The following is a 25,791-nucleotide window of genomic DNA, read 5'->3' as shown; positions in this document are numbered from 1 at the left end:
ATGGGAAAGCCCCTGCCCTACGAGCTCATGGGCCTCTTCGTCCTCGGGGTCCTGTGGGTGAACACCCTGCTCGTCGTCGCCGCGGCGTTCAAGGAAATCGCGGCCCTCTCCGCGCTCGCGCGGCGCCTCGTCCCCCTCGGCGCGAAAAACGAAGGCACGGGCCTCCTGATCGGCCGCGTGACGCGCGGCGACGGTGAAGGCCCATCCCTCGCGGCGCACGAGATCCCGCAGGTCGGCAGGCTCGCGCGCGGGGACGACCCTCTCGTGCTGTTCGAGGATCGGCCCGCCGCGAGCGCGTCGTTCGGCGGGGCGATCGAGGCCGAGGGACGCACGATCGAGATCCCGCCGCGCACGGGCCCCCGCGTCGAGGTCTGGCACGGCCCGGACGCCCTCCGCGCCGCCGCCGCCTGCCCCTCGCCCGAGGCCTTCGACGCCGCGCTGCCCGACGCCAAGAAGGCCCGCGGCTTCTCCCGCAAGGTCACGGCGAACATCCCCGAAGGCAGCACCCTCTACGCGTTCGGCGCCCTCCGGAACGACGGCGCGACGCCGCGCCTCGCGCCCGCCGAGGACGGCACGATGATCCTCTCGACCATCGACCCGCGATCGTTTTGTCGTCAAAAAACCCGCCTCGGCTGGCTCTTCCTGATCGTGGTCCTCGCGCTCGCCGCGGGCGTGACGGCGCTCGCCCTGCACGAGCCCATCGTGTCGACGACGAGCAAGATCGGCGGCGCGCTCGGCCTCGCGTTTTTCTTGCTCGTGCAGCCCGCCGGCACCGGCCTCCGCGATGCCCTCGCGCGCCCGAGCACCGCGGCCCTGCGCGGCGAATGGCGCCGCCCCGGACGCCGCGCCTGATCCGTGCGCCCCCTGCCCACGCGCCTCCCGCGCACGAAAGTTGCCGCTGCTCCCCGCCTGAATGGCGATCATCGAACAGACGTGGACGTTCTTTCCGGGGCGCTCGTACAGCCAGGCTGAGCTCTCCGAGGCGCTCCCCCGGTGGCTCGATGGACGCGCCCTCGGGCTCGCCCGTCAGCTCTTCCGGAGGAGCGCGGTCGAGCGACGCAACATGGTCATCACCCCGGAGGAGCTCGTCTCCGTGGGTCGCTCGTTCGCTGCGAAGAACGAGCTCTACTGCACGACCGTCCGTGACGCCTGCGGCGCGCTCGCGCGGCGCATCGCCGAGGGGACGACCGAAGACGAACGCGACAGCATCGACCTCGTCATCACGGCTTCCTGCACGGGATTCCAGATTCCGGCCATGGACGCGACGCTCGTCGCAGCGCTCTCGCTCTCGCCGAACGTCCGTCGCATCAACCTCACGCAGCACGGCTGCGCGGGCGGCGCCGCGGCCCTCGCGATCGCGCACGAATGGCTCGTCGGCCACCCCGAGGCCCGCGCCCTCGTGGTCTGCGTCGAGCTCTGCTCGCTCACATTTTTGCCCGAGGATCGAAGCGAGGAAAACCTGGTCTCCGCGGCGATCTTCGCCGACGGCGCCGCCGCCGTGATCCTCGCGGGCGAGCGAGCCGAGCGGCGGGACATGAAGGTGCCGGCGCTCCGGGTCCGCGACACCTTCCGCGAGCTCTTCGCCTGCACCGAGCACTTCATGGGCTTCGAGGTCCGCGACGAGGGGCTCAAGATCAAGCTCTCGCGCGACGTCGTCGCCTTCGCCGAGCGGGGTTTGCCGGATCTGTTCGCGCGGGTGCTCCGCCGGTTCGACGTCCCCGACGCGAGCCGCCTCTCGTTCGGCGCAGTGCACCCCGGCGGACGGCGCGTCCTCGAAGCGCTCGAGGATCACGCGCGGTTTCCGAAGAGCGTGACGCGCACGAGCTGGGACACGCTCGAGCAGCACGGCAACATGTCCTCGGTCACCGTGCTCGTCGCGCTCGATCAGCTCCTGCACGAAGAGGGGCCCCTCGGGCCAGGCGCGCTCGGGCTCGTCACGGCCTTCGGCCCAGGATTCTGCGCGGAAATCGGCCTCCTGGAGACCACCTCCGGCCAATGAACGAGAAGCCTCCGCTCGGCATCGTCGGCGGCGGGATCGCGGGCCTCGCCGCGGCCATCGCAGCGGCCCAGCGAGGCCGCGAGGTCGTCGTGTGGGAGAGCGGCACGATCGGCCGCGACAAAGTCTGCGGCGAGTTCCTCTCGCCCGAAGCCGAAGAGGATCTCGACGCCCTCGGCTGCGGCGATCTCGCCTCCGCACTGAAGCCCGCGCCGCTCCGCAGCGTGGCCCTCTTCGGCGCGAGCGGCGCGCGCCTCGATCTCACGCTCCCCGGCCGTCCAGCACTCGGCCTCACACGCGCGGCCCTGGAAGCCTTCCTCGCCCGTCGCGCGCGAGACGCAGGCGCAACCGTCCTCGAACGCACCCCCGTCCGCGCCATGGTCCCAAAGCCACCACGCGCGCTCGAAATCCAGAGCCAGGCCGGCGCCCACGCCGTGCGGGGCCTCGTCCTCGCCATGGGCAAACGCTCCCCCCTCGACGCCCCCCTCGCGCTGCCACGCGCCCACGCCGACCGCCCAACCTTCGTCGCCCTCAAGGCCTACTGCGCGCCCACGCCACTCGAAGCCGACGTCGAGCTCTACCTCGTGCCAGGCGGCTACATCGGCGTAAACCCCGTGGAAGACGGTCGCATCGGCATCTGCGCCCTCCTCGACGGCGACGCACGCCCCGGATGGCAAACCCTCGAAGCCTACGGCACCCGCCACCCCGCCCTCGCGCAGCGCCTCGCCGCCCTCGGGCCGCCCACGCAAAAACCAAGAGGCCTCGCGCGCTTCGGCTTCGGCGCCCAAGCCATCGCCCGAGCCTGCCCCACAACAGGCGTCCCCTTGCTCTTCGCAGGCGACGCCGCGCGTCTCGTCCCCTCCTTCACCGGCGACGGCATGGCCATCGCCCTCCACAGCGGCCGTCTCGCCGCCCTCGCCACCTTCTCCCCCGACCCCATCCGCGCCTACACCCGCGCCTTCTCCCGCGCCTTCGCAGCCCGCTTTCTGGTCGCCAGCACGCTGCACGGTCTCCTCCTGCGCCCAAGCGTCTTCGAGTTCCTCGCCCCGCTCGTGGGTCGCACGCCGCGCCTCGTCGATATGCTGTATCGCGCGACGCGCGGGTGAGCGTTGCGCCGGGGTTTCACCCCGGGCCCGACCAGGGGTTGTCCACCCCTGGACCCGGACCAGCCAGGGGCTGGACCCAGGGTTGAAAAACTGCGCTCCGCGCAGCTTTTCAAACAGGCCGACGAAGAAGCCGGGGGGCCAGCAGGACCCGCCACGCGGCTGGTTTGGTTGGCAGGGTCGCGGCCGGTCTTGACGGGGGCCTGCACGAAGCCGCGTATGCATTCACGGGTCGGCCCTGTGCCTTCGTGACGGCAACGGCTGCCGCGGCGGAGCGAGTGTGTGCATTTACACGTTGGCGCGCTGCATTCCTGCGGTCGGTGCGTGCCTCCATGGGGTCGACGTGTGCCGTCACACGTTGATGGCCTGCCTTCGGGGGGAGCGAGCGTGCCTTCGCGGGGAGAGGGCGTGCCTTCGCGGGGTGGAAGGACGCATCCGCGGGGGAGGGCTTTGCCGCGCGGGGGCGGTGGCGTGCAATCTCTTGTCCCCGCGTCGAGGTTTGTTGAAGAACGGATTGCCAGGAAGAACGCGGGCCCGCGCGGCGCCACGGGGGGGCCTGTGAGGCCTTGCGCGAACGGAAGGCACTTCCATGGCCTGGTCGTCGAACCGATTTGTTCGGTTTTGGCTCCTCGTGCTCGTCGCTTTGGGCGTTTCGGCATGGCTCCTCGGGTGCGCCGCGGCAGGCGCGCATTCGCAGGCGTGGGCGCAGACGATGCCGAACGGAACGCGCTTGTTCCGCATCTGCCGGCGCCATCCCCACGTCGATCCGAATGCGCGTTATTGGTACGACGTGGGGGACGGAACGCCTCGAACGACGTTCCTGTCGCTCGACGAGCTTTTGCAGGGCCGCGAGGCCAAGGCCGTTTATATTCATGATCCCACGCGCCGTCGGAGAGCCGGAAGCTCTTGGGGATTGCGTTCCAGCATCTCCCCTGCGACAAGCCGCCTCCGCCTCCGCCGGAGAAGCGCGCGGCGAAGGAGAAGGAGGACGGAGAAAAGAAGGACGAGGCCCGCCGCGCTGAGCCGTCGAAATCGCAGCCGAAACCGCTGCCGCGACCCATCGCGAGACCGCCGGAGCGGGAACGGTGCGCGGCCTATCGGGAGCCAGGCCAGACGCGGCAACGCGGCGGCGCGGGTTCACGTACGTGCACGAGGGTTCTGGTCAAGCGGCCCGGCGCGGAGCCGGCCGTCGCGGAGAATCGACCGCATCCGGTCGAGGCGCCCGCGCCCGTACCGAAGGACCCGAGCGAGGTGCAGCCGGGTGAGGTATGGCGGTATGAGGAATGGAGCCAAACCCCGGAGGAGACCGCGCGGCTCGATCGAGCCTACGAGTGCCTCGCGGGCGTTTGCCATGCGAAACACCAGAACTTCCAACCGAAGGGCGGGAAGAAGCCCGCCGGGAAGCACCATGGGCAGTCCCTGTCAACGGGGAGTGGGAGCGCTGGGGGAGCGAGCGGGCCGCAGCCGGCGGCGAAGTCGACGGTCAAGACGAGGACCAAGCCGGTCGGGAAGCCGAACGGCGGGGCGGCGGGGCAGGCGGGCAACGGGAGCGCGGCGGACCCACCACCGCAGGCCAAACCGAAGCGGGGAGGCGAGAACCCGGCGGCGGCGCGGGGGCGGCAGGTGCATGAGGAGTTCAAGAAGAAGGTCGAGGAGAAGCAGGCAAAGGGGTGGAAAGCCGAACCGCATATCAAGGTGGAGGGTGGCACGTACGTGAAACCCGACGCGGTCACGCCCAAAGGGCATCCGATTGAGCTCAAGCCGAACACGCCGACGGGTGGAGAAGCGGGCAAACGCCAGATACAGAAGTACGAGAAAGTTCTCAAAAAGAAGGGACGTGTAATCTATTATGACCCCTGAGCGAGCCCTCCGGGACCGAAGGAACTACATCTTCAAGACCTGGGTCACGCCCACGCTCCAGGCGGCGGGCTTCAAGAAACGAGGGATCGTGTACGTGCGGGACTTGGGGAGCGTCCAGCACCTCTTCAACCACGAGACTGGCAAAATCAACACGGCCGGAAAGTCCAGCTTCACAACGAATTGTGGGATCCACGTGCCGGGGGTCAGAGTTCTCTACTGGGGCCCCGGCAGCGTCGAATCCAAGGCACCTCAGGCCGCGGACGGAATCCTGAACGTGAGGCCCGGAATGCTGACACCAACGGGCGACAGGTGGTGGGAACTCACGTCCTCCGATGGGCCCGAGAAGGACGACGAGGTAGGGCAGGAGCTATTGAGGCTCGTGGAGGTCGCGGCCCTGCCCTTCTTCGACCGGTTTCGAGACGAACGCGCGGTCGCGGAGTTCTGCTCGCAGCCCCGCAAGAAGGAAGATCGATTCATCGATCCCCGTGAAGATACGTTCGAGCTCTTCTTTGCTGCGATCCTCTGGAAGCGGCTTGGGTGCAAGGACAAGTGTCGCGAATGTATCGAGCGGGAGAGGTCGAAGACCAAGAAGCGTTATGGCGCCAAGACCGACGAGGCGTTCTTCGCGCGCTTCTCGTGTGACGACGACTGACGCGGTTGCTGCGAAGGCCCGGCCCTCGGGCGCGCGCTCGTGGGCTGGCTCCGCTCGGGAGTGGAGTCCGCCCCCTCGACCCCGGACCAGCCAGCGGCTGGACCCAAGCTCGATGCTCTGCGCTCCGCGCAACTCATCGAACAAGCCCGGTCAAGACCAGCCGCGACCCTACCAACCAAAACAGCCGCGCTGCCGGTTCGGCTGGCACCCCGGCTTCTTCGTCGGCCCGTTTGAAAAACTGCGCAGAGCGCAGGTTTTCAACCCTCGGTCCAGGCCGTGCCTGGTCCGGGGTCGAGGGGGCGGACAGCCCCCCGCGGGGACCGGGGCAGCGCCCCGGCGCAACGGCTCACGAAGCGACCCATCCGCAGGCGTTTTGGGGGTGAGGATCCGCCTCGTTTGCACTATATCCGCGCTCCCACGATTCCCTTAGCTCCTCCGAGGTTTGCCCTGAGCGCCGCACCGTCCTCCCGCCGCTTGCCCGAGCGCCTCTTCGACCGGCTCGGGCGCTTGCAGTTCGAACGCCCGCTCGTCCCGCTCCTCGTCGCGGTGGCGCTCACGATCGTCTCGGTGGTCCTCGCCCTGCGCCTGACCATCCAGACTGGCTTCGAATCCCTCTTGCCTTCCTCCCGCCCGAGCGTGCAGGAGCTTCATCGGGTCGCCGCGCGCACGGCTGGCGTCTCCACGCTCTTCATCGTCCTTGAAGGCGGCCCGAACACGCCCACGGCTGCGCTCCGGCAGGCTGGCGACGCGCTCGTGCCTGCCCTCGTGGCCGTGGGCCCGCCCTGGGTCGGCAGCGTCGAGGACGGCGTCCACGAGGCGCGCGCCTTTCTCTCGCCCCGCGCGGGCCTCTACGCCGAGACGAAGGACCTCGAAGGCCTGCGCGACGACATCGAGGCGCGGTATGCCTACGAGGTCAACAAGGCGACGGGCACCTTGCTCGACGAGAGCGAAGAGCCCCCGGCCCTCGACGCCGAGAGCATCAAAAAGCGCTTCCAGCTCGGCGGCGAAGCCACGCCCGATCGTTTCCCCGACGGCTACTACCAATCGAAGGACGGCAAGACGCTCGTCGTCGCCGTCCGCTCCAAGGTCATCGGCAGCGATTTCACGCGGGGCAGCGAGGCCTTGCGCCGCATCCGCGAGGCCGTCGATCGGGTGAACCCCGCCTCGTTCCACCCCGAAATCCATTACGGCTTCGGCGGCGACCTCCAGACGGGCATCTCCGAGTTTGCCGCGATCAACGCGGACCTCACCGAGGTCGGGCTCTTCGGGGCCGCGCTACTCGCGGGCGTCGTGTTCCTCTATTACCTCCGCATTCGCACGCTCTTCGCCATGCTGATCACCATCGGCATCGGCGTCGCGTGGACCTTCGGCGTCACCGAGCTCTTGATTGGCCATTTGAACATGGCCACGGGCTTTCTCTTCACGATCGTCGCGGGCAACGGCATCAATTTCAGCATCATCTACATGGCGCGGTACCTCGAGGCGCGCAGGGACAAGCTCCCGCTCGCCGAGGCGCTCGACGTCGCGCGGCGCGAGACCTGGCGCCCCACGCTCACCGCGGCCGCCGCGGCCGGCGCAGCGTACGGCTCGCTCGTCGTCACCGAGTTCCGCGGCTTCCGTGATTTCGGCGTCATCGGCGGCATCGGCATGCTCCTCTGCTGGATCGCGACCTACCTCGCCCAGCCGTGCATCCTCACGTTGATGGAGCGGCTCCTCCCGCTCGATCGCGAAGCCAAGGGCCTCTGGGGCCGCATCCAGCGCGCCACGCAGGGCGGCATCGCGTTCGGCCGTCCGTTCGCGGCCTTCGCGCAGCGCGCCCCGCGCCTGCTCACGGTCCTCGGCGTCGCCGTGGCCGTCGCCGGCGCCGTCGCGGCCGTCTTCTACGTGAAGAGCAACCCGATGGAGTACGACCTCCGGAACCTGCGCACCGACGCGAGCGCGCGGGCCGAGGAGATCCGGCTGAGCACGCTCGCCGAGCAGATCACCGGGTACGTCGGCACGGACGGCATGGCCATCCTCGTCGATCGCCCCGAGCAGGTCGAGCCCTTGCGCGAGGCGCTTTATGCAAAACGCGACGCCGCGCCGCCGGGGGAAAAACCCTTCGAGAAGGTGCACGCGCTCCAGGACTTCGTCCCCGCGGCGCAGGCCGAGAAGATCCCGATCCTCGAAGAGATCAAGCAAAAGGTCCTGAAGGCGCGGCGCCGTGGCGTCATCCCGGACGCGGACTGGAAGACGATCGAAGAGGTCTTGCCCCCGGACGACCTGAAACCGTTCGGCATGCAGGACCTGCCCGCGGGCCTCGCGCGTGCATTCACCGAGACCGACGGCACGCGCGGCCGCATCGTCTACATCAGCCCGACCGAAGGCGAAACCGTCGACAATGCCCATTACCTCTTCCGCTGGGCAAACGCGTATCGTCGCACGGAGTTGCCGGACGGCAGCGTGATCCTCGGCTCGGGCCGCGCGGTCATTTATGCCGACATGTGGACCGCCGTCATCGACGACATCCCGCCGGCGGTGCTCCTGTCGCTCCTCGGCACGGTCCTCGCGGTGCTCGTCGCCTTCCGCCGCGGCCTCCCCTCGGTCTACGTGCTCGCGGCCCTGCTCATCGGCATCGGCTGGATGGCGCTCGCGCTCGTCGTGATGAAGGTAAAGCTGAACTTCTTGAACTTCATCGCATTGCCGCTCACGTTCGGCATCGGCGTCGATTACGCCGTGAACATCGTGCAGCGGTACACCCGCGAGGGCACGGGCGGCGCGATCGCCGCGGTGCGCGAGACGGGCGGCGCGGTCGTGCTCTGCAGCATGACCACGGCGCTCGGGTACATGGCGCTCGTGCGCTCGAATAACTTCGCCGTGCGCAGCATGGGCGTCGCCGCGGTCATCGGCGAGGTCACCTGCCTCTTCGCCGCCGTGATCGTCCTGCCCGCGGCACTCGTGTGGATGGATCGGAAGCGCGCATGACGACGAACGCTTCCCTTCAGGGCCGGCTCGTCTTATCGTCCCGCCCGTGACAAAGCCCGAGGATCGAGGTGGGGGAACGACGGAGCGCAGCGGCTCAGGGCTGCGCTCCGCAGCGAGCCTCCTGTTCACCGTGGCGCTGCTCGCAGCAACAGGCGCGGCACTTTACAACGTGTTCGGCGTGAGCGTGGAGATCGAGGCGCTCGCCTCGGAGACCGCATGCCAGGGCCAGGGGCCCTCGTGCAAGGCACAATTCACGTTCTGGGAGCGCTCACCCATCGCGCACACGTTCGCGATGCAGACCCCCCAAGGCAATCACCCCGTGGTCTGCAAACGCGAGTACATCCTCGCAGGCGCGTGGAGCTGCAAGGGCAAGGACGGCGCGTCAACGGCAACCGCAGAGCCGAGCCCATCCGCCTCCGCCTCCGCCGCGCTGTCGACGAAGGCGCCGGCGAAGGCGGGGCCGGCGAAGACGCCAGGGAAGACGCCCTGACGCGGTTTCGTCTTGAAGGCGCGGAGCTGGGGCTTTGCCCCAGGCCCCACCGGGGCTGTCCGCCCCTGGACCCGGACCAGCGCAAGCGCTGGACTCGGGGTCGATGAACTGCGCTCCGCGCAGTTCATCGAACAGCCGCTGGCAAGACCAGGAGCGACCCTGCCAACAGAGACTGCGGCGCTGCAGGCTCGACGGGCAGCGTGCCCGTCGCCTGCTTGAAACCCACCTCCATGGTCTTGCCACCGGCCCGTTGGAAGAACTGCGCATCGCGCAGTTCTTCCACCTTCGGTCCAGGCCGTGCCTGGTCCGGGTCCAGGGGTGGACAACCCCTGGTCGGGGTCCGGGGTGAAACCCCGGCGCGACCGCATGCTCAAACGAGCAGCGCGCCCTCGAATTCGCCGTAGCCGCCGGGAATGAAGAAATCCTTGCCTGGCTGCAGGCCGAAGGCGCGGATCACCGTGGCGGCGATGTCTTGCGAGGTGGGCGGCCGTGTCGCCTTTGTGCCTGACTCCTCGATGAGGTTGACGGGCGCGCCGAGTGGCGAGCCTTGTGCTGTTTCGTCGTAGCCTCCGAGCATCTGGTTTCCCTTCACGCTCCCGCCGACCAGGATGCCGCATGTGGCTGGGTGATGGTCTGTCCCGTCCTGCGGGGACCGCGCGAATGTGCGCCCGAAATCGCTGTAGATGTAGACCAGCGTCTCGTCGAGCAGCGAGCCTTGCCCCGAGGACGCGGGCGTGAGTTGCATCTCGTTCAGCACCTGGCCGATGGCCTCGAGCGCGATGCGGAGGTGGCTCGTCTGCGCGCGCGCGCCGCCCGAATAATGCACGTCGAACCCGGTGTTCGCGATGCTCGTCGCGCGCAGCGTCACGCTGGTCACGAGGTTCGACTTGAGCAGGCGCAACGCGAAGTCGAACGAGCCTCCTGCGAGCACATTCCCGCAGATGTCGGCTGATCCGATGCATGCGGTCTGGAATGGCCCGCCTCCATAAAGCGGGTCGGCCTTCAGGAACTCGAACCCCTTCGTTTGATCGAGCACGGAGAGCACGTCGCGCGCCACGGTCTTGCTGAGGCCCGCGTACGTGTCGTGGAGCTGCCGATAGAGCGTGTCCGTCCCCTTCGTCGAAATGCCGTTTCGATCGCGGATTGCTTCGAGCACCGCGCGATCCGTGATCGTGAGCGGCAGCGTCTCGCCGATGGGCGTGCCGTCGAAGGCCATTCCCTCGACGTCCGTCCGGGTGCGGAGGCCGTCCCATGCGCTGTTTCGGCGGTCCGAGATCGTGGACTCGACGAGCGCGAGGCTCGTGAGTGTATATGGCGTGGCGAGCGCGGGGAGGTCCAGCGCCGCTGGGAGGACGCCGCCGAGCGTCGCGTTCGGGACGGGCCGGTCCGGGAAATATGCCGCCATGTGGTTCGCGATCACGGCCTGCACGCTGGGCGCGCGGAACGACGAGCCCGCGACGCCGCACATGCTCGCGATGATGCCGCTCCCGTGCGACGCCGTGCCCTGATCGGCGCCGACGAGCACACAGGTGCGCTCATATAGCTTGTACTTCGGGTCGACCCACGAATAGCCCCATGGGCGATAGTTCTGCGTGCCGCCGGAGAGCGGATTCGAGCCCGTCGTGTCGGCGGGGTTCGCGTCGTTCCAGGACACGGGCCCGCGGAGCTTGCGGGTCGGGTTCGTGGATCCGAGGTCCGCGGCCGTCCCGTCGAAGTTCCGCACCTGCTCCTTCGAATAACCGAACGGGTGCACGCCGCCGTCGGGCGGCTGGATGAACTTGTCGATGCCGGCGCCCGTGAGCGGCGTGAAAAAATGCTCCCAGTTGCACCCGCCGTCGAGCCAGATGCAAAGGAGCTTCGTCGGCCCGCTCGGGGGCGGCGCGGCGGACGCGCTCCGCACGGCGAAACGGCCGAGGAGCGCGAGCTGGGAGGCCCCGAGGGCGGCGAGGAGGAGATTTCTGCGGCTCGTTTTCATCGGGGCCTCTCAGTAGAAGATCCAGTCGGGGTGGCGAATGAAATAGGAGCACGTGCCGATGTAGGCGCTCCGCGCGTCCTTCTCCATTTCGAGGGGGACGAACACCGTGGAGAACACGCGATCGACGTCCGCGTCGGTCGCGTCCACGGCGTGGAAATGCAGGTACCAGGCGCGGACGACGGCCTTCACGCTCGCCGCGTCGGCGCTGCCCGTCTGGACCGAGGCGCCGGCGGGGAGGAGCGCCGTATTGCCCGTCTTGTCGAGCGCGAGCGCGCACCAGCGCTGCGAGACCTGCGTGATCACGCCGAGGAAGCTCGGGGAGACGGAGCCATCGGCCTTGAGCTGGTTCGGCGCCGAGCCGCCCCCGAGCGCGGCGAACCGCTCGACGGGCAGGTTTTCATAAGGCCCCGGGACCGAATCCGGCGACGTGAAGGGATACGTGTCGTCGTTCTGGCTCGTCTTGTGCGGGATGTCGTAGCTCGACGCGGCCACGTAAAAATCGTCGTCCGACAGGCCGAGCTGCTGGTAGAGCGCGCGCCCGACGTCCTCGGCGGAGAGCCGGGTGATGCGGCGGGCCTCGAGGGACGGCAACGGATCGGCAGAGCGCGATTCGAGGTTCGTCACCCACGCGCGGATCTGGGCCATGGTCATCTTCGTGGATCCGCTCGCCGCGATCTCGGCGAACGGCGGCCCCGCGATGGGCATTTGCTTGAACGCGCGGGTCCCCTTCCCTTCGAGGAGGCGAATGAGCTCGCTCTCGTCGGGTTTGCCGGGGACGACCTCCACGGGGTTGTAGACGACGAGGGATTCGAAGGCCTCGATCGAAGCGAAATACCCGCGCGCCCCCGTGACATGGCATCCCTGGCAGGACGGGGCGAGCGCGTCGAACACCGCCTGGTTTCGCGCCCGCTCCTCGGGCGTCGGCCCGCCGCAGGGATTGCTTTCGTCCCCTTCGCAGCTCGCGGCCCCGAGGGCCACGACGAAGGGGGCGACGATCTTGAACAGGATTCGTTTTCGCATGTCATTGCCCCCTGCGGAACGACGTGGACTGCGTCAGGGACTTGATGAAGGGTCGCACGAGCCGGCCCTTCGACACGAACGAGGCGGTGAGCGTCTCGAGATACCCGTTCTCCGTCACCGGATCGATGTCGCGCCCGAGGACACGCTCGTGCACGCGGCGCACGACGCACCGGTCGAAGGACCCCGCGGCCACGATGAGCTTCGCGAACCCGAGCGGCCCCACGGTCCCGTCGCTCGTCTGCCCGAGCAGGGTGAGCTCCGGCGGCAGGAAATCGAGGAACAACGCGTAAGGATTGGCGTTCGCCTCCTCCTCGGTGACGGGCGTGAGGAGCGAGCCCGGCAGGTACCACTTGTTCCATTGCGCGAACGGCTCGCTGCCGTACGGCCATGCGCCCGTGCGCCACGCGGGATCCCATTGCCATTTGCCCACGCCGGGCATGTAGTACTGCGCGCCCCATCCCTCGAACGCGTGGTCGGCCTTCGCGTACCGCTTGAAATGCGCCGCCGCGGTGTCGATCCGCGCGTGGCAATGCTGGCAGGGCCCTTCGCGGCCGGGATCGGTCTCGTAGGGGTTGAACGCGACGTCCCCGCCCGGCGGCAAGAGCTGCTCGCAAGCGAGGGTCTCGAGCGCGCGCGCCGCGCGCAGGCGCTCACGCGGATACGTGTCGAGGAAGCCGAGCGACGTGAGCATGCCGGCCGAGGGAAATCCCTTTGACATGCCCGGATCCTTGCGCGGATCGAACGTGTAATCGCGCTCCTTCAGGAAAAACGCGTTTCGCGCGGAGATCGCATACTCGCGCCACGCCTTCGGATCGTTCGCTTCGTGATGCGGATCCACGGCCGCGCCGGCAAAACTCGCCGGGTTCCACCAGCTCTCGTCGGTGAGCACGTCGAGCGCGCCGCCGGCGAGGGATTGGTTGATGTGGGCCGCCTGGACCTCGTTCGGGCCGACGGAGGTGTCCGAGAGGATGAGATCGGTCGCGGGTCGATTGTGCCAGACGAGGTGCGCGAACAGGCGCGCCGGCTCCTCGGCGAGCAGGCGCCGCTGGCCGTCCGGGTTGGTCGCGAGGAACGCGGCCCAGCCGGGGTAGGTGCCGGGATCGTACCAGCAGCTCACGGCATTCTTGCCGCATCCGCACGTACCCTCCGCCCGCTGATTGCATTCGATGTCGACCGGCGCGCCGTTCGGCTTGATCTGGCCGGTATTCGTGGTGTTCGCCGCGCTCCCGACGAGCGTCACCGAAGTCCCCGGCGCCCACCAGGGCTCGACCGTGGTCTTCGCGGCCCCGGCGGCGCAGTTCACGTCCGCGGAGGCAACGTCGCGGAAATAGTGAAGCGCGCCCTCGTTCGCCGTGCCCGCTTTGCACGCCGTCAGCACGCGTTGCTGCTTGGCCCCGTACTCGGGCGCGTCGGCCGTGCGCGGGATCAGCGGGAGGTTGAACCACCTGCGCGCGTGCTCGAAGGTGATGTCGTAAAACCGCGGGTCTTCGAGCGCCTCGTCGATGAAGTCGTCGACGTACGCGAACTGCGCCTCGGGCGTCGCCTGCGCGAGGAGCTCTTGCATTCGTTCGTCGGTCGGGGGCACGCCGAGCAGGGCAATGCTGGCGCGTCGGAGCAAACGGAGCGGGGTGAGTTCGTCCTCGGGCTCCTCGCGCACGGGCGTGACGCCGTCGCCAGGATCAACCGTGCAATCGGGTTTTCCCGAGGATGCAGCTGGATCCCCCTGGGAGCACGCGACGAGCGCGAGCCCGAAAAGGAATGTGTACCTACGCATGATGCGCGGCACATTACGGGCCGCGCCGAAACGCGTGCAAGAAAGCGACGTCCACGCCCCGCGGCGCCTCACTCCCCCGGCAGAAACCGCGGCGCACGCAGCAAGCTGCTCGTCGTCTCGCCGGTCTCGTGCGAAACCCGCACGGCCACGTAATACAGACAGGACGTATCGACCGCGAACTGGTGGATGGGGTCCGGCGAGGAGAAGATTTCCACCGGCTCGCCCCCGGTCTTGGGGATGCGGTTCATGATTCGCGCCTGCCCGTTGGCCCAGTACAGGTAATTCTCGTCCTGCGCCATTCCGGCCGCGAGATCACTGGGGTAGTCGGAGGTCCAGTCCGTGAGGGTCTTCGCCTCGCTCCCGTCCTTCCGGGAGCGCACCAGGCGAGCGGGGGTCGCGTCCCCCACGTAATGTTCCTGATCAATCCAGAAGAGAAACATTGAATCGGCGACGAAATGCGTGCTGGGCGCACCATCGAGGAGGAGGAGCTCGCCGCCCTCCTTCGGCGTCGCGTGAAAGCCCGGGATCAACCAGGCCCCGGTGGCCGACCAGTAGAGCGTGGTATCGTCCGCGATCATACGCGGCACCATGTCCGGCGTGAGATCCTCGTCCTTGACCAGGGTTTGAGGCGTGCCGCCGGCCTTCGAGACCCGCCGCACGGCTTGATCGACCGGATCGATCCAGTACACGAACGACGCGTCCACCGCGATCGACATCGATCCCACCTGGTCGGCCGCGAGCAGGCTCGCGCCGCTCCCGTCCTTCGAGGCGCGTTTGACCTGGTCGCTGTCGAGGTAATAAAGCGAATCAGCGTCCGCGACGAGGGACTCGGTCCAGCTCGACGCCGGAACCACCGTCTCGATCGCCCCGCCGGCCTTCGGCACGCGCAGCACCGCGCCCCCGGCGCCATAATGGGTGAAATACACGTGATCGCCGTCGGCGAGCACGCCCGAGAGCCGCTCGGCCTCGCTGGCGAGGACCACCGGCGCCTCGCCGCCCTTGCAAAGCGGGGCCTCGCAGACGCCCGCATTGCATGACCCGCCGCCGCAACACGCCGCCGACGTGCGGCACGCCTGCCCCACGGACGCGCAAACATCCTCGCTCCGCTTGCTCTCCGACAGCTCCGTCCGCGCCCCGCAGCCGGCACCGACCAACGCCACGGCGAGCGCCGCCATTCCCATCCCGTTCGTCATGAAAGCTCCCGCGCTAAAGATCCTTGCAACATCGAACCCCGGTCGAATAGTCGAAATAATCGAACGGGTGCGCTCGCACCATGGAGGCGCAACCGTCCTTCTTCGATCGCGCGTAAAACCCACCGACGAAGGTCCCCTCCGGGTCGTCGATCCACTCGTCGATGTTGCCGACCATGTCGGCGATGCCGTCGCCCTCCCACCGGCTCGTGCAGGCCCGCGTCTCGCCCGTGCGGCGGAGGAGCGGCTTGTCCCCTGCCTTCACCGTGTTGAGCCGCGGATCGCTGTGACCGATGCTCGGATTGCCGTGGAGCAGCCCCGCGGGATGCGCCTCGCGAAAGATGTTGCACTTGCTCTGCTCGTACGTGTCGCCATAAGGAAAGTTGCGGTCGTCCTCGCCCCGGCAAGCCGTCTGCCACTCCGAGAGCGAGCAAAGCCGCTTGCCCGCATTCTTGCAAGCGAGAGCGGCGAGCGGCCCCGTGAGGTAGCCCTGGGGAATCCGGCTTTTCTTCGAGACCGCCTTCGGCTCGAAGTTGCGCTGCGATTGCCAGGGCGGCAGCGGCGGCAGCGCCATCTCCCTCGCCTCGGCGGGCCCCACGGCGAGGCGCTCCTGCTCCCATAGTTTCTGGATCGAGAGCGCCTGCTTGCGGGATGGCACGTAATAAGGCGAGAGGTCCTGCCCCGTCTCCGTGTCGACGAGGCTCGCCTCGTAGCGATCGACGCAATAACTCTTTTTCACGCGCACCATTTCCGGCGGACACGTGGGCGTCGCCGGCTCGACGAGCGCAAAATCGTCGGGCTGCTCGGGAAGCGCCACGGGCGCGGAGGCGGAGGCGGACGCGGACGCGGACGCGGAGGCGGCGGTGGGATCGGGGGCGGACGCGGACGCGGAGGAGGCGGCGGGCGCGGGCTCGGTTTCCGGCTTGGCGTCGTCGCACGCCGTCAGGAACATGGATCCGAGCAGGATCATTCGGGCCAGAGACTTCATTGGAATGCATGCCCCCACGGGTCGCGGCCCGAGGGCTCCGGACAGAGGTAACGTCGGACCACGATCCAGTGGTGCATCGGATAGAGGATCGTGTCTTCCTTCATCGACAAACCCATCCGGCTCGTCTGCGCGCCGGGGAACGGCTTCTTCGGGTAGAACGGCACGATCCCCGAGAGCGCCTCGTACTCGTCCACGAGCCCGAGCAAATGCCCCGCCTCGTGCGCGATCACCGGGAGGGACCAGCCGCTCCGCAACGACCAGAAATACGGCGTCCGCCCGCACGTCGTCGAGAGCGGCAACGTGAGATCCACCGGCACGCCTTCCCGCGCAGCCTGGTCGTGCGGCAGAAACGTGAAATCGTATCGCACCGGCAATCCGTAGCGCTCGGCGTCCCGATTCCAGTACTGCTCGGCCTCCTCGGACCAGCGCGCGAGCAGCGCCTCCATGTTGCGACGCGTCCCCGCCACCCGAAATTCCCCCGAGGCCGGACACGCCTCCGTCGCGTTCGATCGAGAAAACGGAACGCCCCGGCACACGACCTCCCCCTCGTACCGTTCTTTCCCGTCGCAATCCGCGAGCTCCAGCGTCCCGCCCTCCCGCGGCAGCACCACCGCGAACCGCGCGGACACCTCCCAGCGCCCCGGCGCACCGCCGCGCGCCCCCACCCGCCGCACCTGATAATGCATCGGTCCAAAAAAGAACCGATAATGCGGCATCGACCCACGAATCGTGCGCTCGCCTTCCTCCACGTCGCCGAAAAAGACCTCCCGCGGCGACGGCGCGCAGGTGTAAGCGTCCTCCGCGAGGGTCGTCGCGAGCACGTCTCGAAATGTCGCGCGCGTCTCGGCGCCGAGCCCCGGCGTCATGGACTCGAGCTCACGCGCGACGTCGTCGGCCGGCAAGAATCGCGCGTCGAACCGCGACGCAACGCATCCCGAAGCGCCAATCACGCCGAAAACGACGAGCGCCGCGGCGCGAGCAGGCTTCGGCCCTCGCCGGCCGGCGCTTTTCCTTGCCTCGTCCCTTCGCATCGGGCTACCACCATGGGCCCCGCGCGCGCTGCTCGGCAATCCGGATCCGGACGAGGGGCACGCACGTAGGGGGGAGTCCCCGGCACCCCGGGGGGAGACGATCATGGCGGGGGGAGGTTTCGCACGAAGCGCTCGAAGTCGCGACTTCCCCGGGGTGACGGCCACGAAAAAGACACGCTTGGAACGGAGATTGACCATGAGCATGAACAAGATGATGGCGACGCTTGCGGTGGGCGGGATGATCGCGGGCCTCGCGGCGTGTGGCGGCAGCCAGGCGCAGCCCGAGAACGCCGACAGCAAGGCGGGCGCCGAGGCCGGCACCGAGGCCAAGTGCAGCGGCGCCAAGGGCGGCGAGGCCGGCGGCGAGCACAAGTGCTCCGGCGGCAAGTGCAGCGGGTCGAAGGAAGCCGCGCCGGCCGACGGCGCCGCGCCGGCCGACGCGCCGAAGTGATTCGAGCGGCCCCCCGCGCCGCTCGAACTCGAAGGGCCGCCGCTTCCACCTCGGGTGGCGCGCGCGGCCCTTCGTTTTTACACCACTTCCCCGGAGAACCGCGATGACCGCACCCGACCGCATGCGCCTCGGCCTCCCCGACCTCGGGATCGGCGTGGGCCTGCGCCTGCCGCACTACGAGGAGATCTTCGAGACCCGCCCCAAGGTCGATTGGCTCGAGATCATCAGCGAGAACTTCCTCGTGCCCGGCGGCGTGCCTCTCGCGAACCTCGACCGCGCCCTCGCGAACTACCCCGTGATCCAGCACGGCGTCTCGCTCTCGATCGGCGGCACGACCCCGCTCGACTTCGACTTCCTGAAGAGCCTGCGCGCCCTGCTCCGCCGGACGAAGTCCCCCTGGCTGAGCGACCACCTCTGCTGGACCGGCATCGCGACCGTGAACACCCACGATCTTCTGCCCCTGCCCTACACCGCGGACGTCGTCCGCCACGTGGCCGCCCGCGCCCGCATCGTGCAGGACACGCTGGAAGTGCCGCTCGCGCTGGAGAACGTGTCGAGCTACCTGACGTACACGTCGAGCGAGATGACGGAGTGGGATTTTTTCAGGGCCGTCGTCGAGGAGGCGAACTGCGGCGTCCTGCTCGACGTCAACAACATCTACGTCTCGTCGCAGAACCACGGGTTCGACCCGAACGCGTACGTCGACGCCATCCCGGCCGAGCGCGTCGTGCAGATCCACCTCGCCGGCCACACGAACTACGGCGACTACATCATCGACACGCACTCGGGACCGGTGATCGATCCGGTGTGGGACCTCTACCGACGCGCGATCCACCGCATCGGGCCCGTCTCACGCTGATCGAGTGGGACGAGGACATCCCCCCGCTCGCCACGTTGCTCGCCGAGGCCGAGAGGGCGCGCGTCGTCCGCGAGGAGGCCCTGTCCCATGCGAAATGATCTCGCCTCCGTGCAAGCGTTCCTCGCGAGCGTGATCCCCGGCCGCACGCCTGTCCCCGACGATCCGGCCCTCGCCGAGACCGCCGCGCGCTTCGTCACAGGCAACACGCGCCTCACGCCGGCCGCGCAGGTCGACATCTACCGCCGCCAGTTCTGGTACCGGCACCGCGAGATCCTGAACGACGATTTTCCGGCCCTCGCGCGCCTGCTCGGCGAGCCGAAGATGGACGCCTTCTGCCGCGACTTCCTCGACGCCCATCCCCCCGCGCACGCCCCGTTCCGCAAGATGATCGAGCACGTGCCGAGCTTCGCCGCGACCTGGCCCGGCTTCGAGACGGACGCACGACGCACGTTCGCCGCGGACATGGCGCGTTATGAGATCGCGATGCTCGACGTGCGCGCCGGGGCCGACGCGCCGCCGCTCGATCCGCAGAAGCTCGCAGGCTTGCCCGAGGACGCCTGGGAGCGCGCGCGGATCGTGCTGCACCCCGCGGTCCGAAGGCTCGTGTTCTCGTACCCCGTGCACCGCATCCGCAAGGCGTGGCTCGTCGCGGGCGAGCCGGCGATCGTCCCGGAAAACCCGTCGCCCGCGCACATCGCGCTCTACCGCAACCGCGAGCTCGTCACGCACTTCGAGGAGCTCGAGCCCGAGGCCTTCACGTTGCTCGGCCTCCTCGCCGAGGGCGTGCCGCTCGTGCCCGCGCTGGGCCGCCTCGCCGAGCCCTTGCCCGAGGAGCAGCAGCATCACGTCGCGTCGAGCGTCGGGCGCTGGTTCCAGCAGTGGACGGCCCTCGGCATCGTGGTCGACGTCGACCTTCCTTCATCTTCGTAGTTGCAGAGAGCCCCGACCATCGGACACGGTAGGAGCCACGTACGGGGGGCAACGTGCCGATGAGGGAGAACGTCCACCAGAAGACCCTCGACATCCGCACCCGTGGGCGGGGTCTCTACGACGTCACGAGCGCGGTCGCCGCTGTGCTCGACGACGCCAGCGTCACGATCGGCCTCTGCTCGCTTTTCCTCCAGCACACCTCGGCGAGCCTCGTCGTCCAGGAGAACGCCGATCCGGCCGTGCTCCGGGATCTCGAGCGGTGGATGGCGCGCGTCGCGCCCGAGGGCGCCGGCTACGAGCACGACGCCGAGGGCCCGGACGACATGCCGGCGCACATCCGCGCGGCCATCACCAGCACGAGCCTCACGATCCCGATCACCGCGGGCAAGCTCGCGCTCGGGACCTGGCAGGCGATCTACGTCTGGGAGCACCGAACGAGCCCGCACACGAGGCGCCTCGTGATCACCGTCCTCGGCGCCGGAGGCCCATGAACGCACGCACCTCGATCCTCGCCCGCGCTCTCGTCATCCTTCCTTTGCCCCTCGCGCTCGCCGCGGCGCTCGTCTCCGCCTGCGCCGGCGGCCTGCCCGGCAGCCTCGAAGACGGCCGCTTCGCCACGTGCGAGACGAACGACGACTGCATCGCGCGCGACGCCGGCACCGAGGCCGGCATCTGCTGGAACCTCCGCTGCGTGCAGTGCCTCTACGACACCGACTGCGCTGCGGGCGCGTACTGCGCCGACAACCTCTGCAAGACGCTCGATCCGAAGCCGGCCGAGGAGCAGGACCCGACGGACGCGAACGCGAAGACCATCGACGAGTGCATCAAGGCGTGCACCGACAAGGAGTGCATCGACACGTGCAACGCGCGCTTCCCCGACGCGAAGAAGAAGCGGAGGGGGCGTTGACGCTCGTCGAGACGGCCAAGGGCTTCCTCGACACGGCGCGCATCAGCGTGTCCACGGTGTTCGACGCGGCGACCGGTCGCCTCGACGCCGAGACGTGCGACGAGCGGCTCGCGTGGTGGTCGAGGAAGCTCTTCGCGGACGCGGAGGTGAGCCTCGTCGTGCGCGGGCGAGAGCACCTCGGCGACGGCCGCGAGACGTTCATCGTGATGTCGAACCACCAGAGCCTCTACGACATCCCGGCGCTCTACCGCGCGATCCCGGATCGGCGGCTGCGCATGGTGGCGAAGGCGGAGCTCTTCGACGTCCCGGTTTGGGGCCACGCGATGAAGGCCGCGGGGTTCGTCCGCGTCGAGCGCGGCAACCGCGCGCAAGCCGTCTCCGCGCTGCGCACGTCGAGCAGCATGCTGGAGGAAGGATCGCTGCTCTGGATCGCGCCCGAAGGGACGCGCAGCGCGACGGGTCTCGTCGGCCCGTTCAAGAGCGGCGGGTTTCACCTGGCGCTGGAGACGGGCCACCGCATCTTGCCGGTGGCGATCGACGGCACGCGTGACGTGCTGCCTGCGCGCGGGACGATCGTGCGCAAGGGCAAACGCGTGGTCGTGACGATCCTGCCGCCGATCGATCCGAAGGCGTACGGCAAGGAGCACCGCAAGGAGCTCACGACCGCGGTGCACGACGCGATCATCGAGGCGATGGGGAGCTAGGGCTGCGTCTGCGCGGTCTTCTGCGGGCTCGGGCTCGGGCTCGCGCCGTTTTTTTCCGGGCGCAGGCGCCAGGGGTTCACGGCGTGCCTGCCCGATCCCTTCGGCAGGGCCTCGCCCTCCTTGGGCAGCGGCGCGCGCTCGGCGAGCAGCCAGCGGAAGAACGCGTCGGCCCACGTGGTGCCGCCGGCGGCGTCGGGGTGGATCCCGTCAGGCTGGCGCGAGATCGGGCCGGCGTACGCGTCGGAGTCGAAGAAGCGGCAGGGCGAGGTGTGCTTGCGGAAGATCTCGATGATGCCGGTGTCCTTGCGCCAGAGCGGCGGCGAGACCCACACGCACGGCCTGTCACCGACGATCTTGACCAGCCGCTCGACCGCGTCGGCGCGCGCGGCCGGATCGGTCAACGTCACCTCGTTCGCGCCGAGGTTGATGATCACGAGGTCGGGGTGGTAATCGCCAACGAGCTTCGCGAGCTTCAGGTGCCAGCTCGTGGTGTACGAAGCCTGCTCGGAGCGGACCTCGTAGAGCGCGCCGACGGCCTTCATCTTGGGCCGCAGCGCCTGGGAAAAGCCGGCCATGAGGAACGAGTCGCCGATGTGCAGGACGACCGAGCGAGGCTCGATCGGCGGCGCCGCCTCCGGTGGGACCTCCCCTGCCGTGCCCGCGGGCGTGGACGCGGGAGCCGCCGTCGGGGCCGCCGCTGGAGCCGCCGCCGGAGCCTCGCCCGCAGCCCCTGCAGGGGACGCGTGTGCCTCCTGTGGTGCGGCCACGTCGCCCTGTACGTGCGTGGCGCTTGCTGGCGTGCCAGGCTGCGCCTCCGGAGGCGCGGCGGAGGCGCACGCGCCGACGAGGTAGAGAAGCGTGGGCGCGAGGAGCGGAGCGAAGCTCGAAGAGCACATCGGAGGTCCCAGGGCTCCGCACTCTAAGCCACACTTCGTCCGAGCCGCAAAGAATCGGCCCGCCTCGGGCGGGCGTGCACGAGGATATTCGAGGGCATGAATTTCAGGCTGTTCGGCATCGACGTCGAGGTCCAGGCGAGCTTCTGGTTCACCACGGTGCTGCTCGGCATCAATTTCGTGGACCTGTCGCGCGGGCCCGCCGGCCTCCTGCCGCTCGCCGTGTGGGCGCTCGTCGTGCTCGTGAGCGTCCTCGTCCACGAGCTCGGCCACGCCCTGGCGATCCGGCGGCACCGCATCCAGCCAGAGATCACGCTCTACCTCATGGGCGGCGTGACCCGCTGGCAGCAGGTGCTCCCGCTGCGGCGCATCGATCACATCCTCATCAGCCTGGCCGGCCCCTTCGCCGGGTTCGCCTTCGCGGGCCTGTTCTTCGGGTTCGACTACTGGCTCGACCACCACGCCCCGGCCCAGGTCGCCGCGCGTGTCCCCACGATCGGCCGCTTCGCGCTCGACGTGCTCATCTACGTCAACCTGCGCTGGGGCCTCATCAACCTGCTGCCCGTGCTGCCGCTCGACGGCGGGCACGTGCTCGAGCAAGCACTCGGCCCGCGGCGCGTCCGGCTCGTGGCGGGCGTCTCGATGCTGGCAGGGTTCGGCGTGGCGCTCTACGGCCTGCGTTCGCACAACCTCTTCCTGGCCGTCATGTTCGGCATGCTCGCGTTCCAGAGTCTGCGGCGTCTGCAAACGCTGGGGCCCGGCGACACCGAGGAGGATCCGCGGCCACACGCGCCGGCGCCAGACACGGAGCCCGCGCTCTCGGGCGAGCTGCTCTCGCTCCTGCTCCGCGCCCGGCAAGCCGTCGCCGACGAGGAGCTCGGCCGCGCGCGAAGTCTCGTTCAGGAAATCTTCTCCTACGAGCAGCGGACAGGCGAGCCGCTGCCGCCGCGCGGACGTCGCGAGGCCTTCGAGGTGCTCGGCTGGGTCGCACTGGCCGCAGACAACGTCGACGAGGCAGCCCAACGCGTAGCCGAAGCGCGCAAGCTCGGCGAGGTCGATCCAGCACTCGTAGGCGCAGTGCATCTCGCCAAGCGTGAGCTCAGCGCAGCACGCCGCGTGCTGGAAGCAGCGCGCGCAAGCGGCGACGATCGCAAGGAGATCGTCGGCCCGCTCGTGCAGATCCTCCTCGAGCAAGGCGAGGTCGCACGAGCCGCAGCGATCGCCTACGACATCGTCGACTCACTCAGCGAAGACGACGCGCGCAAGATGGCAAAGCTCGCCTTCGACGGTCGCGCATTCGACTGGTCAGCGCGTCTCTCGGAGGCCGTCTTCGAAAGGCAAAAGAGCGCCGAAGACGCCTACGAAGCAGCCCGCGCGCACGCACAAGACGGCGCCTACGAGCGCGCACTCGACATGCTGCGCAAGGCCGTCGAGGCCGGCTTCAGCGATCGAAGCCGCGTCTGGTCCGACAAGGCCCTCGAAGCACTACGCGCACGAAGCGGGCTCGAAGCCGTCGTCCCTCGCCCGTGACCCTGCAGGACGTCGCGCCGGGGCGCTGCCCCGGACCCCGCGGGGGCTGTTCGCCCCTCGACCCGAACCAGGCACGGCCTGGACCGGGGCTGGAAGAACTGCGCGGTGCGCAGTTCTTCCAACGGGCCGGTGGCAAGACCACGTAGGTGGGTCTCAACCTGACGACGCAAACGTTGCCGGTTGAACCTGCATCGCTGCGGCCTTGGTTGGCAGGGTCATTGGCGGTCTTGCCAGCGGCTGTTCGATGAACTGCGCGGAGCGCAGTTCATCGACCCCGAGTCCAGCGCTTGCGCTGGTCCGGGTCCAGGGGCGGACAGCCCCGGTGGGGCCTGGGGCAAAGCCCCAGCTCCGCGCTCCAGGCATGCTCGCCTCTCACTGCCCGGTCGAACCGTACCCGCCGACGCCGCGTACCGTCTCGTCGAGTGACTCTGCGACGACGAGCTCGGCGCGCGCCACGGGACAGATCACGAGCTGTGCGATCCGCTCTCCGCGACGCACGACGAACGGTGCGTCGCCGTGGTTGATGAGCAGCACCATCAGCTCGCCGCGGTAATCCGGATCGATCGTCCCTGGTGCGTTTAGCACGGTGATCCCGTGCTTCAGCGCGAGCCCTGAGCGTGGCCGCACCTGCCCCTCGTATCCTTCGGGGATGGCGACACGCACGCCTGTTGGCACGAGCTTGCGCTCGCCGCGACCGATCGACACCTCGTCGACCACGGCTGCGCACAGATCGAGCCCGACGGCGCCTGCGGATTGGTACGCCGGCAGCGGCACGTCCGGACCGGCCACGCGCATGCATGCGATGCGCACGGATTCTCGGACTGTCACTTCTTCTTCTTCGACAGCAGATCTCCGAGCGTCCCGAACCCGCGCGGCTCGGGCTTCTTCGCGCCGCCTTGCGGCGCCTTCTTCCCATCGGCCTTGGGTTTGTCCGCTGCTGCCTCGGCTGCCTCGGCGCTGCCCCCGTCCTTGAACTTCTCGAACGAGTTGCGCTCCTCGTCGCGCGCGACTGCGGTGATCGACAGGCGGATCTTGCCCTCCTGATCGATGTTCACGATCTTTGTTTCGACCTCTTGGCCGACGGTGAAGTGCTTCTTCAGGTCTGCGCCGCGCGGCGTGCCGGTCTCCACGGTGGGGATGAGACCGCGGCCGTTGCGCCCTTGGGTGCCTGCGATCTGCACGAACACGCCGTAGCGCTCGACGCCGGTGACGCTGCCCTTGACGCGCGCGCCCTCGACGAGGACGGGGGACTGACCTTTGGCGCCGAGGCCGATGGAGGTGGTGAGCGGATCGCCTTCGGCGTTGCGGATGAAGAGGGGGCTCAGGCGGACCTGGCCGGTGCCGCGCTCGATGGCGGCGACGGTGGCGCTGACCTTGTTTCCGACGGCGACGAGCAGCTTCCCGTCGGGATCGGTGAGGTCGATCCGTTCGAAAAAGCCCTCTTGCTTGCCGCCGAGATCGGCGAAGACGGCGTTCTGGGCGACGACGACGATGGTCACTTCGAGCTTGTCGCCCACGTGGAAGCGGCGTCGCTCCTGGCGACCACCGCCCGCTTGCTCGAACAGGGCCCCGAAGGACTCCGACGTTTCCCGGCGCTCGGACATGGTGGACCGCCTCTTAGCGCGGCTGCGGCAGGAAGGCGAGGGAACGGATGCGGAGGCGGAAGCGGCGGCGGGGGCGGAGGGTGGAAGAGGGTGGACGGACGGGAGGGAGCGTTTCCTGCTTGTCGCAGACGGGCCGGATCGTGCTAGGGTGCGCCCGCGATGTGCCGGAGGGACAACCCCGCCGGAATGTCCAGGGTCGATAGCTCAGTCGGTAGAGCTGCGGGCTTTTAACCCGTAGGTCCAGGGTTCGAGTCCCTGTCGACCCACCAAAGCGGAAATCGTTGAGGAGTTGGCTCCTGCGAGGAGCCCCCTCAACGACCCCTCCTTGGACTCCGTTCCCACGATCGCCGAGCCGGTGGATGGTCACCTCGGGGTCCTTTGCTGCCCCGAGGCGCACCCCTGCCGCAGCGCGGATGGACCTGTCGGGTGACGACGTAGATAGGGACGCGAACGCGGGCGGTGACCCGGTCGCGACCTGCCCGCACAGGTGACCTGAGGGGGTTCCGAGCAGGTCGAGGACCGTCACGCCCCACCACAGCGATGGCTTCGAGCAGGTCGAGGACCCTTGCGACCCACCGCGCAGACGGCTGCGACCCTGGTCGAAGAGGCTCATGATCCCCTGCGGCGACGGCTGCGGGCAGGACGAGGCCCCTTGCGAACCACCGCGCCGATAGCTTCGGGCAGGTCGACGACCATCACGACCCACCCCGGCAACGGCTGAACCCCTCTTCAAGGAGGGTAACCACCCACCCCGCCGATGACTTCCAGCAGGTCGACGACCGTCACGACCCACCACGCCGACGGGTGCGACCCTCTTCAAGGAGGGTAACCACCCACCCCGCCGATGGCTTCGTGCAGGCCGAGGACGGT

The 25,791-nt window shown here is 68.8% G+C and carries 23 protein-coding genes and 1 tRNA gene; 15 read left to right on the top strand and 9 right to left on the bottom strand.

The window, feature by feature from the left end:
* The 7 genes from POL67_RS23170 to POL67_RS23140 all read left to right on the top strand — a co-directional run bounded on the left by POL67_RS23170 (nt 1) and on the right by POL67_RS23140 (nt 9,065).
* Nucleotides 1-852 carry a hypothetical protein gene (locus POL67_RS23170; protein WP_271920570.1) on the top strand — a complete coding sequence of 284 codons (852 nt, stop codon included), beginning with the start codon at nt 1-3 and terminating at the stop codon, nt 850-852.
* A 61-nt stretch (nt 853-913) separates the two neighbouring features.
* A complete protein-coding gene (locus POL67_RS23165; protein WP_271920568.1) occupies nt 914-1,999 on the top strand; it encodes a 3-oxoacyl-[acyl-carrier-protein] synthase III C-terminal domain-containing protein in 1,086 nt (361 codons plus the stop codon).
* Nucleotides 1,996-3,102: an NAD(P)/FAD-dependent oxidoreductase gene (locus POL67_RS23160; protein WP_271920566.1), complete on the top strand. Its 1,107-nt coding sequence runs from the start codon at nt 1,996-1,998 to the stop codon at nt 3,100-3,102. The genes POL67_RS23165 and POL67_RS23160 overlap by 4 nt, the downstream gene beginning before the upstream one ends.
* Before the next feature lie 903 nt (nt 3,103-4,005).
* A complete protein-coding gene (locus POL67_RS23155; protein WP_271920564.1) occupies nt 4,006-4,959 on the top strand; it encodes a hypothetical protein in 954 nt (317 codons plus the stop codon).
* Nucleotides 4,949-5,611, top strand: coding sequence for a DUF4304 domain-containing protein (locus POL67_RS23150; protein WP_271920562.1), 663 nt, complete (start codon nt 4,949-4,951; stop codon nt 5,609-5,611). Before POL67_RS23155 ends, POL67_RS23150 begins: the two co-directional genes overlap by 11 nt.
* Nucleotides 5,612-6,085: 474 nt before the next feature.
* The gene (locus POL67_RS23145; RefSeq protein WP_271920560.1) at nt 6,086-8,575 is read left to right on the top strand and encodes an efflux RND transporter permease subunit; all 2,490 of its coding nucleotides are present in this window, start codon (nt 6,086-6,088) and stop codon (nt 8,573-8,575) included.
* A gap of 46 nt (nt 8,576-8,621) precedes the next feature.
* Nucleotides 8,622-9,065, top strand: coding sequence for a hypothetical protein (locus POL67_RS23140; RefSeq protein WP_271920558.1), 444 nt, complete (start codon nt 8,622-8,624; stop codon nt 9,063-9,065).
* 370 nt (nt 9,066-9,435) lie between these two features.
* Here POL67_RS23140 and POL67_RS23135 read toward each other — a convergent pair whose 3' ends face one another.
* From POL67_RS23135 to POL67_RS23110, 6 genes are all read right to left on the bottom strand, one after another.
* Entirely contained in the window at nt 9,436-11,040 is a 1,605-nt protein-coding gene (locus tag POL67_RS23135) for a DUF1501 domain-containing protein (RefSeq protein ID WP_271920556.1), read from the bottom strand.
* Between the two features lie 9 nt (nt 11,041-11,049).
* The gene (locus tag POL67_RS23130; protein ID WP_271920554.1) at nt 11,050-12,060 is read right to left on the bottom strand and encodes a hypothetical protein; all 1,011 of its coding nucleotides are present in this window, start codon (nt 12,058-12,060) and stop codon (nt 11,050-11,052) included.
* Between the two features lies 1 nt (nt 12,061).
* Entirely contained in the window at nt 12,062-13,834 is a 1,773-nt protein-coding gene (locus POL67_RS23125; RefSeq protein ID WP_271920551.1) for a hypothetical protein, read from the bottom strand.
* Between the two features lie 68 nt (nt 13,835-13,902).
* Nucleotides 13,903-15,027, bottom strand: coding sequence for an EB domain-containing protein (locus tag POL67_RS23120; protein WP_271920549.1), 1,125 nt, complete (start codon nt 15,025-15,027; stop codon nt 13,903-13,905).
* 13 nt (nt 15,028-15,040) lie between these two features.
* The gene (locus POL67_RS23115) at nt 15,041-16,012 is read right to left on the bottom strand and encodes an SUMF1/EgtB/PvdO family nonheme iron enzyme (protein ID WP_271920547.1); all 972 of its coding nucleotides are present in this window, start codon (nt 16,010-16,012) and stop codon (nt 15,041-15,043) included.
* Entirely contained in the window at nt 16,009-17,043 is a 1,035-nt protein-coding gene (locus tag POL67_RS23110) for a hypothetical protein (protein ID WP_271920545.1), read from the bottom strand. Before POL67_RS23110 ends, POL67_RS23115 begins: the two co-directional genes overlap by 4 nt.
* 196 nt (nt 17,044-17,239) lie before the next feature.
* Here POL67_RS23110 and POL67_RS23105 point away from each other — a divergent pair, with 196 nt between their 5' ends.
* From POL67_RS23105 to POL67_RS23080, 6 genes are all read left to right on the top strand, one after another.
* On the top strand, nt 17,240-17,494 hold the full coding sequence (locus POL67_RS23105; protein WP_271920543.1) for a hypothetical protein: 255 nt from the start codon (nt 17,240-17,242) through the stop codon (nt 17,492-17,494).
* A gap of 103 nt (nt 17,495-17,597) precedes the next feature.
* On the top strand, nt 17,598-18,353 hold the full coding sequence (gene bufB, locus POL67_RS23100; protein ID WP_276075908.1) for an MNIO family bufferin maturase: 756 nt from the start codon (nt 17,598-17,600) through the stop codon (nt 18,351-18,353).
* An 87-nt stretch (nt 18,354-18,440) separates the two neighbouring features.
* On the top strand, nt 18,441-19,283 hold the full coding sequence (locus POL67_RS23095) for an HvfC/BufC family peptide modification chaperone (RefSeq protein ID WP_271920541.1): 843 nt from the start codon (nt 18,441-18,443) through the stop codon (nt 19,281-19,283).
* Between the two features lie 59 nt (nt 19,284-19,342).
* Complete coding sequence (locus POL67_RS23090; protein WP_271920538.1) at nt 19,343-19,774, top strand: secondary thiamine-phosphate synthase enzyme YjbQ; 432 nt, start codon at nt 19,343-19,345, stop codon at nt 19,772-19,774.
* On the top strand, nt 19,771-20,190 hold the full coding sequence (locus POL67_RS23085; protein ID WP_271920536.1) for a hypothetical protein: 420 nt from the start codon (nt 19,771-19,773) through the stop codon (nt 20,188-20,190). The genes POL67_RS23090 and POL67_RS23085 overlap by 4 nt, the downstream gene beginning before the upstream one ends.
* Nucleotides 20,187-20,894 (top strand): lysophospholipid acyltransferase family protein, encoded by a 708-nt coding sequence (locus tag POL67_RS23080; protein WP_271920534.1) that lies wholly within the window; start codon nt 20,187-20,189, stop codon nt 20,892-20,894. The genes POL67_RS23085 and POL67_RS23080 overlap by 4 nt, the downstream gene beginning before the upstream one ends.
* Here POL67_RS23080 and POL67_RS23075 read toward each other — a convergent pair.
* A complete protein-coding gene (locus POL67_RS23075) occupies nt 20,891-21,790 on the bottom strand; it encodes an SGNH/GDSL hydrolase family protein (protein WP_271920532.1) in 900 nt (299 codons plus the stop codon). The genes POL67_RS23080 and POL67_RS23075 overlap by 4 nt on opposite strands.
* Before the next feature lie 96 nt (nt 21,791-21,886).
* Here POL67_RS23075 and POL67_RS23070 point away from each other — a divergent pair, with 96 nt between their 5' ends.
* Nucleotides 21,887-23,317, top strand: coding sequence for a site-2 protease family protein (locus POL67_RS23070; RefSeq protein WP_271920530.1), 1,431 nt, complete (start codon nt 21,887-21,889; stop codon nt 23,315-23,317).
* Between the two features lie 372 nt (nt 23,318-23,689).
* Here the strand turns inward: POL67_RS23070 and dut are convergent, their stop codons facing one another.
* Both dut and POL67_RS23060 read right to left on the bottom strand, forming a co-directional pair.
* On the bottom strand, nt 23,690-24,127 hold the full coding sequence (dut, locus tag POL67_RS23065) for a dUTP diphosphatase (protein ID WP_308789548.1): 438 nt from the start codon (nt 24,125-24,127) through the stop codon (nt 23,690-23,692).
* Between the two features lie 14 nt (nt 24,128-24,141).
* On the bottom strand, nt 24,142-24,921 hold the full coding sequence (locus POL67_RS23060) for a S1 RNA-binding domain-containing protein (protein ID WP_271920528.1): 780 nt from the start codon (nt 24,919-24,921) through the stop codon (nt 24,142-24,144).
* A 193-nt stretch (nt 24,922-25,114) separates the two neighbouring features.
* Here POL67_RS23060 and POL67_RS23055 point away from each other — a divergent pair.
* Nucleotides 25,115-25,190 (top strand) — tRNA-Lys (locus tag POL67_RS23055).
* Nucleotides 25,191-25,791 lie beyond the last annotated feature (601 nt).

It is taken from the genome of Polyangium mundeleinium, assembly GCF_028369105.1.
Classification (GTDB): domain Bacteria; phylum Myxococcota_A; class Polyangia; order Polyangiales; family Polyangiaceae; genus Polyangium; species Polyangium mundeleinium.
This window is presented reverse-complemented; position numbering and strand designations above follow the sequence as displayed.

Coding starts and splice junctions, on each gene's coding strand:
- POL67_RS23170 (WP_271920570.1), top strand. CDS start 1: ATGGGAAAGCCCCTGCCCTACGAGCTCATGGGCCTCTTCGTCCTCGGG.
- POL67_RS23165 (WP_271920568.1), top strand. CDS start 914: ATGGCGATCATCGAACAGACGTGGACGTTCTTTCCGGGGCGCTCGTAC.
- POL67_RS23160 (WP_271920566.1), top strand. CDS start 1,996: ATGAACGAGAAGCCTCCGCTCGGCATCGTCGGCGGCGGGATCGCGGGC.
- POL67_RS23150 (WP_271920562.1), top strand. CDS start 4,949: ATGACCCCTGAGCGAGCCCTCCGGGACCGAAGGAACTACATCTTCAAG.
- POL67_RS23135 (WP_271920556.1), bottom strand. CDS start 11,040: ATGAAAACGAGCCGCAGAAATCTCCTCCTCGCCGCCCTCGGGGCCTCC.
- POL67_RS23130 (WP_271920554.1), bottom strand. CDS start 12,060: ATGCGAAAACGAATCCTGTTCAAGATCGTCGCCCCCTTCGTCGTGGCC.
- POL67_RS23125 (WP_271920551.1), bottom strand. CDS start 13,834: ATGCGTAGGTACACATTCCTTTTCGGGCTCGCGCTCGTCGCGTGCTCC.
- POL67_RS23120 (WP_271920549.1), bottom strand. CDS start 15,027: ATGACGAACGGGATGGGAATGGCGGCGCTCGCCGTGGCGTTGGTCGGT.
- POL67_RS23115 (WP_271920547.1), bottom strand. CDS start 16,012: ATGAAGTCTCTGGCCCGAATGATCCTGCTCGGATCCATGTTCCTGACG.
- POL67_RS23110 (WP_271920545.1), bottom strand. CDS start 17,043: ATGCGAAGGGACGAGGCAAGGAAAAGCGCCGGCCGGCGAGGGCCGAAG.
- POL67_RS23105 (WP_271920543.1), top strand. CDS start 17,240: ATGAGCATGAACAAGATGATGGCGACGCTTGCGGTGGGCGGGATGATC.
- bufB (WP_276075908.1), top strand. CDS start 17,598: ATGACCGCACCCGACCGCATGCGCCTCGGCCTCCCCGACCTCGGGATC.
- POL67_RS23095 (WP_271920541.1), top strand. CDS start 18,441: ATGCGAAATGATCTCGCCTCCGTGCAAGCGTTCCTCGCGAGCGTGATC.
- POL67_RS23090 (WP_271920538.1), top strand. CDS start 19,343: ATGAGGGAGAACGTCCACCAGAAGACCCTCGACATCCGCACCCGTGGG.
- POL67_RS23085 (WP_271920536.1), top strand. CDS start 19,771: ATGAACGCACGCACCTCGATCCTCGCCCGCGCTCTCGTCATCCTTCCT.
- POL67_RS23075 (WP_271920532.1), bottom strand. CDS start 21,790: ATGTGCTCTTCGAGCTTCGCTCCGCTCCTCGCGCCCACGCTTCTCTAC.
- POL67_RS23070 (WP_271920530.1), top strand. CDS start 21,887: ATGAATTTCAGGCTGTTCGGCATCGACGTCGAGGTCCAGGCGAGCTTC.
- POL67_RS23060 (WP_271920528.1), bottom strand. CDS start 24,921: ATGTCCGAGCGCCGGGAAACGTCGGAGTCCTTCGGGGCCCTGTTCGAG.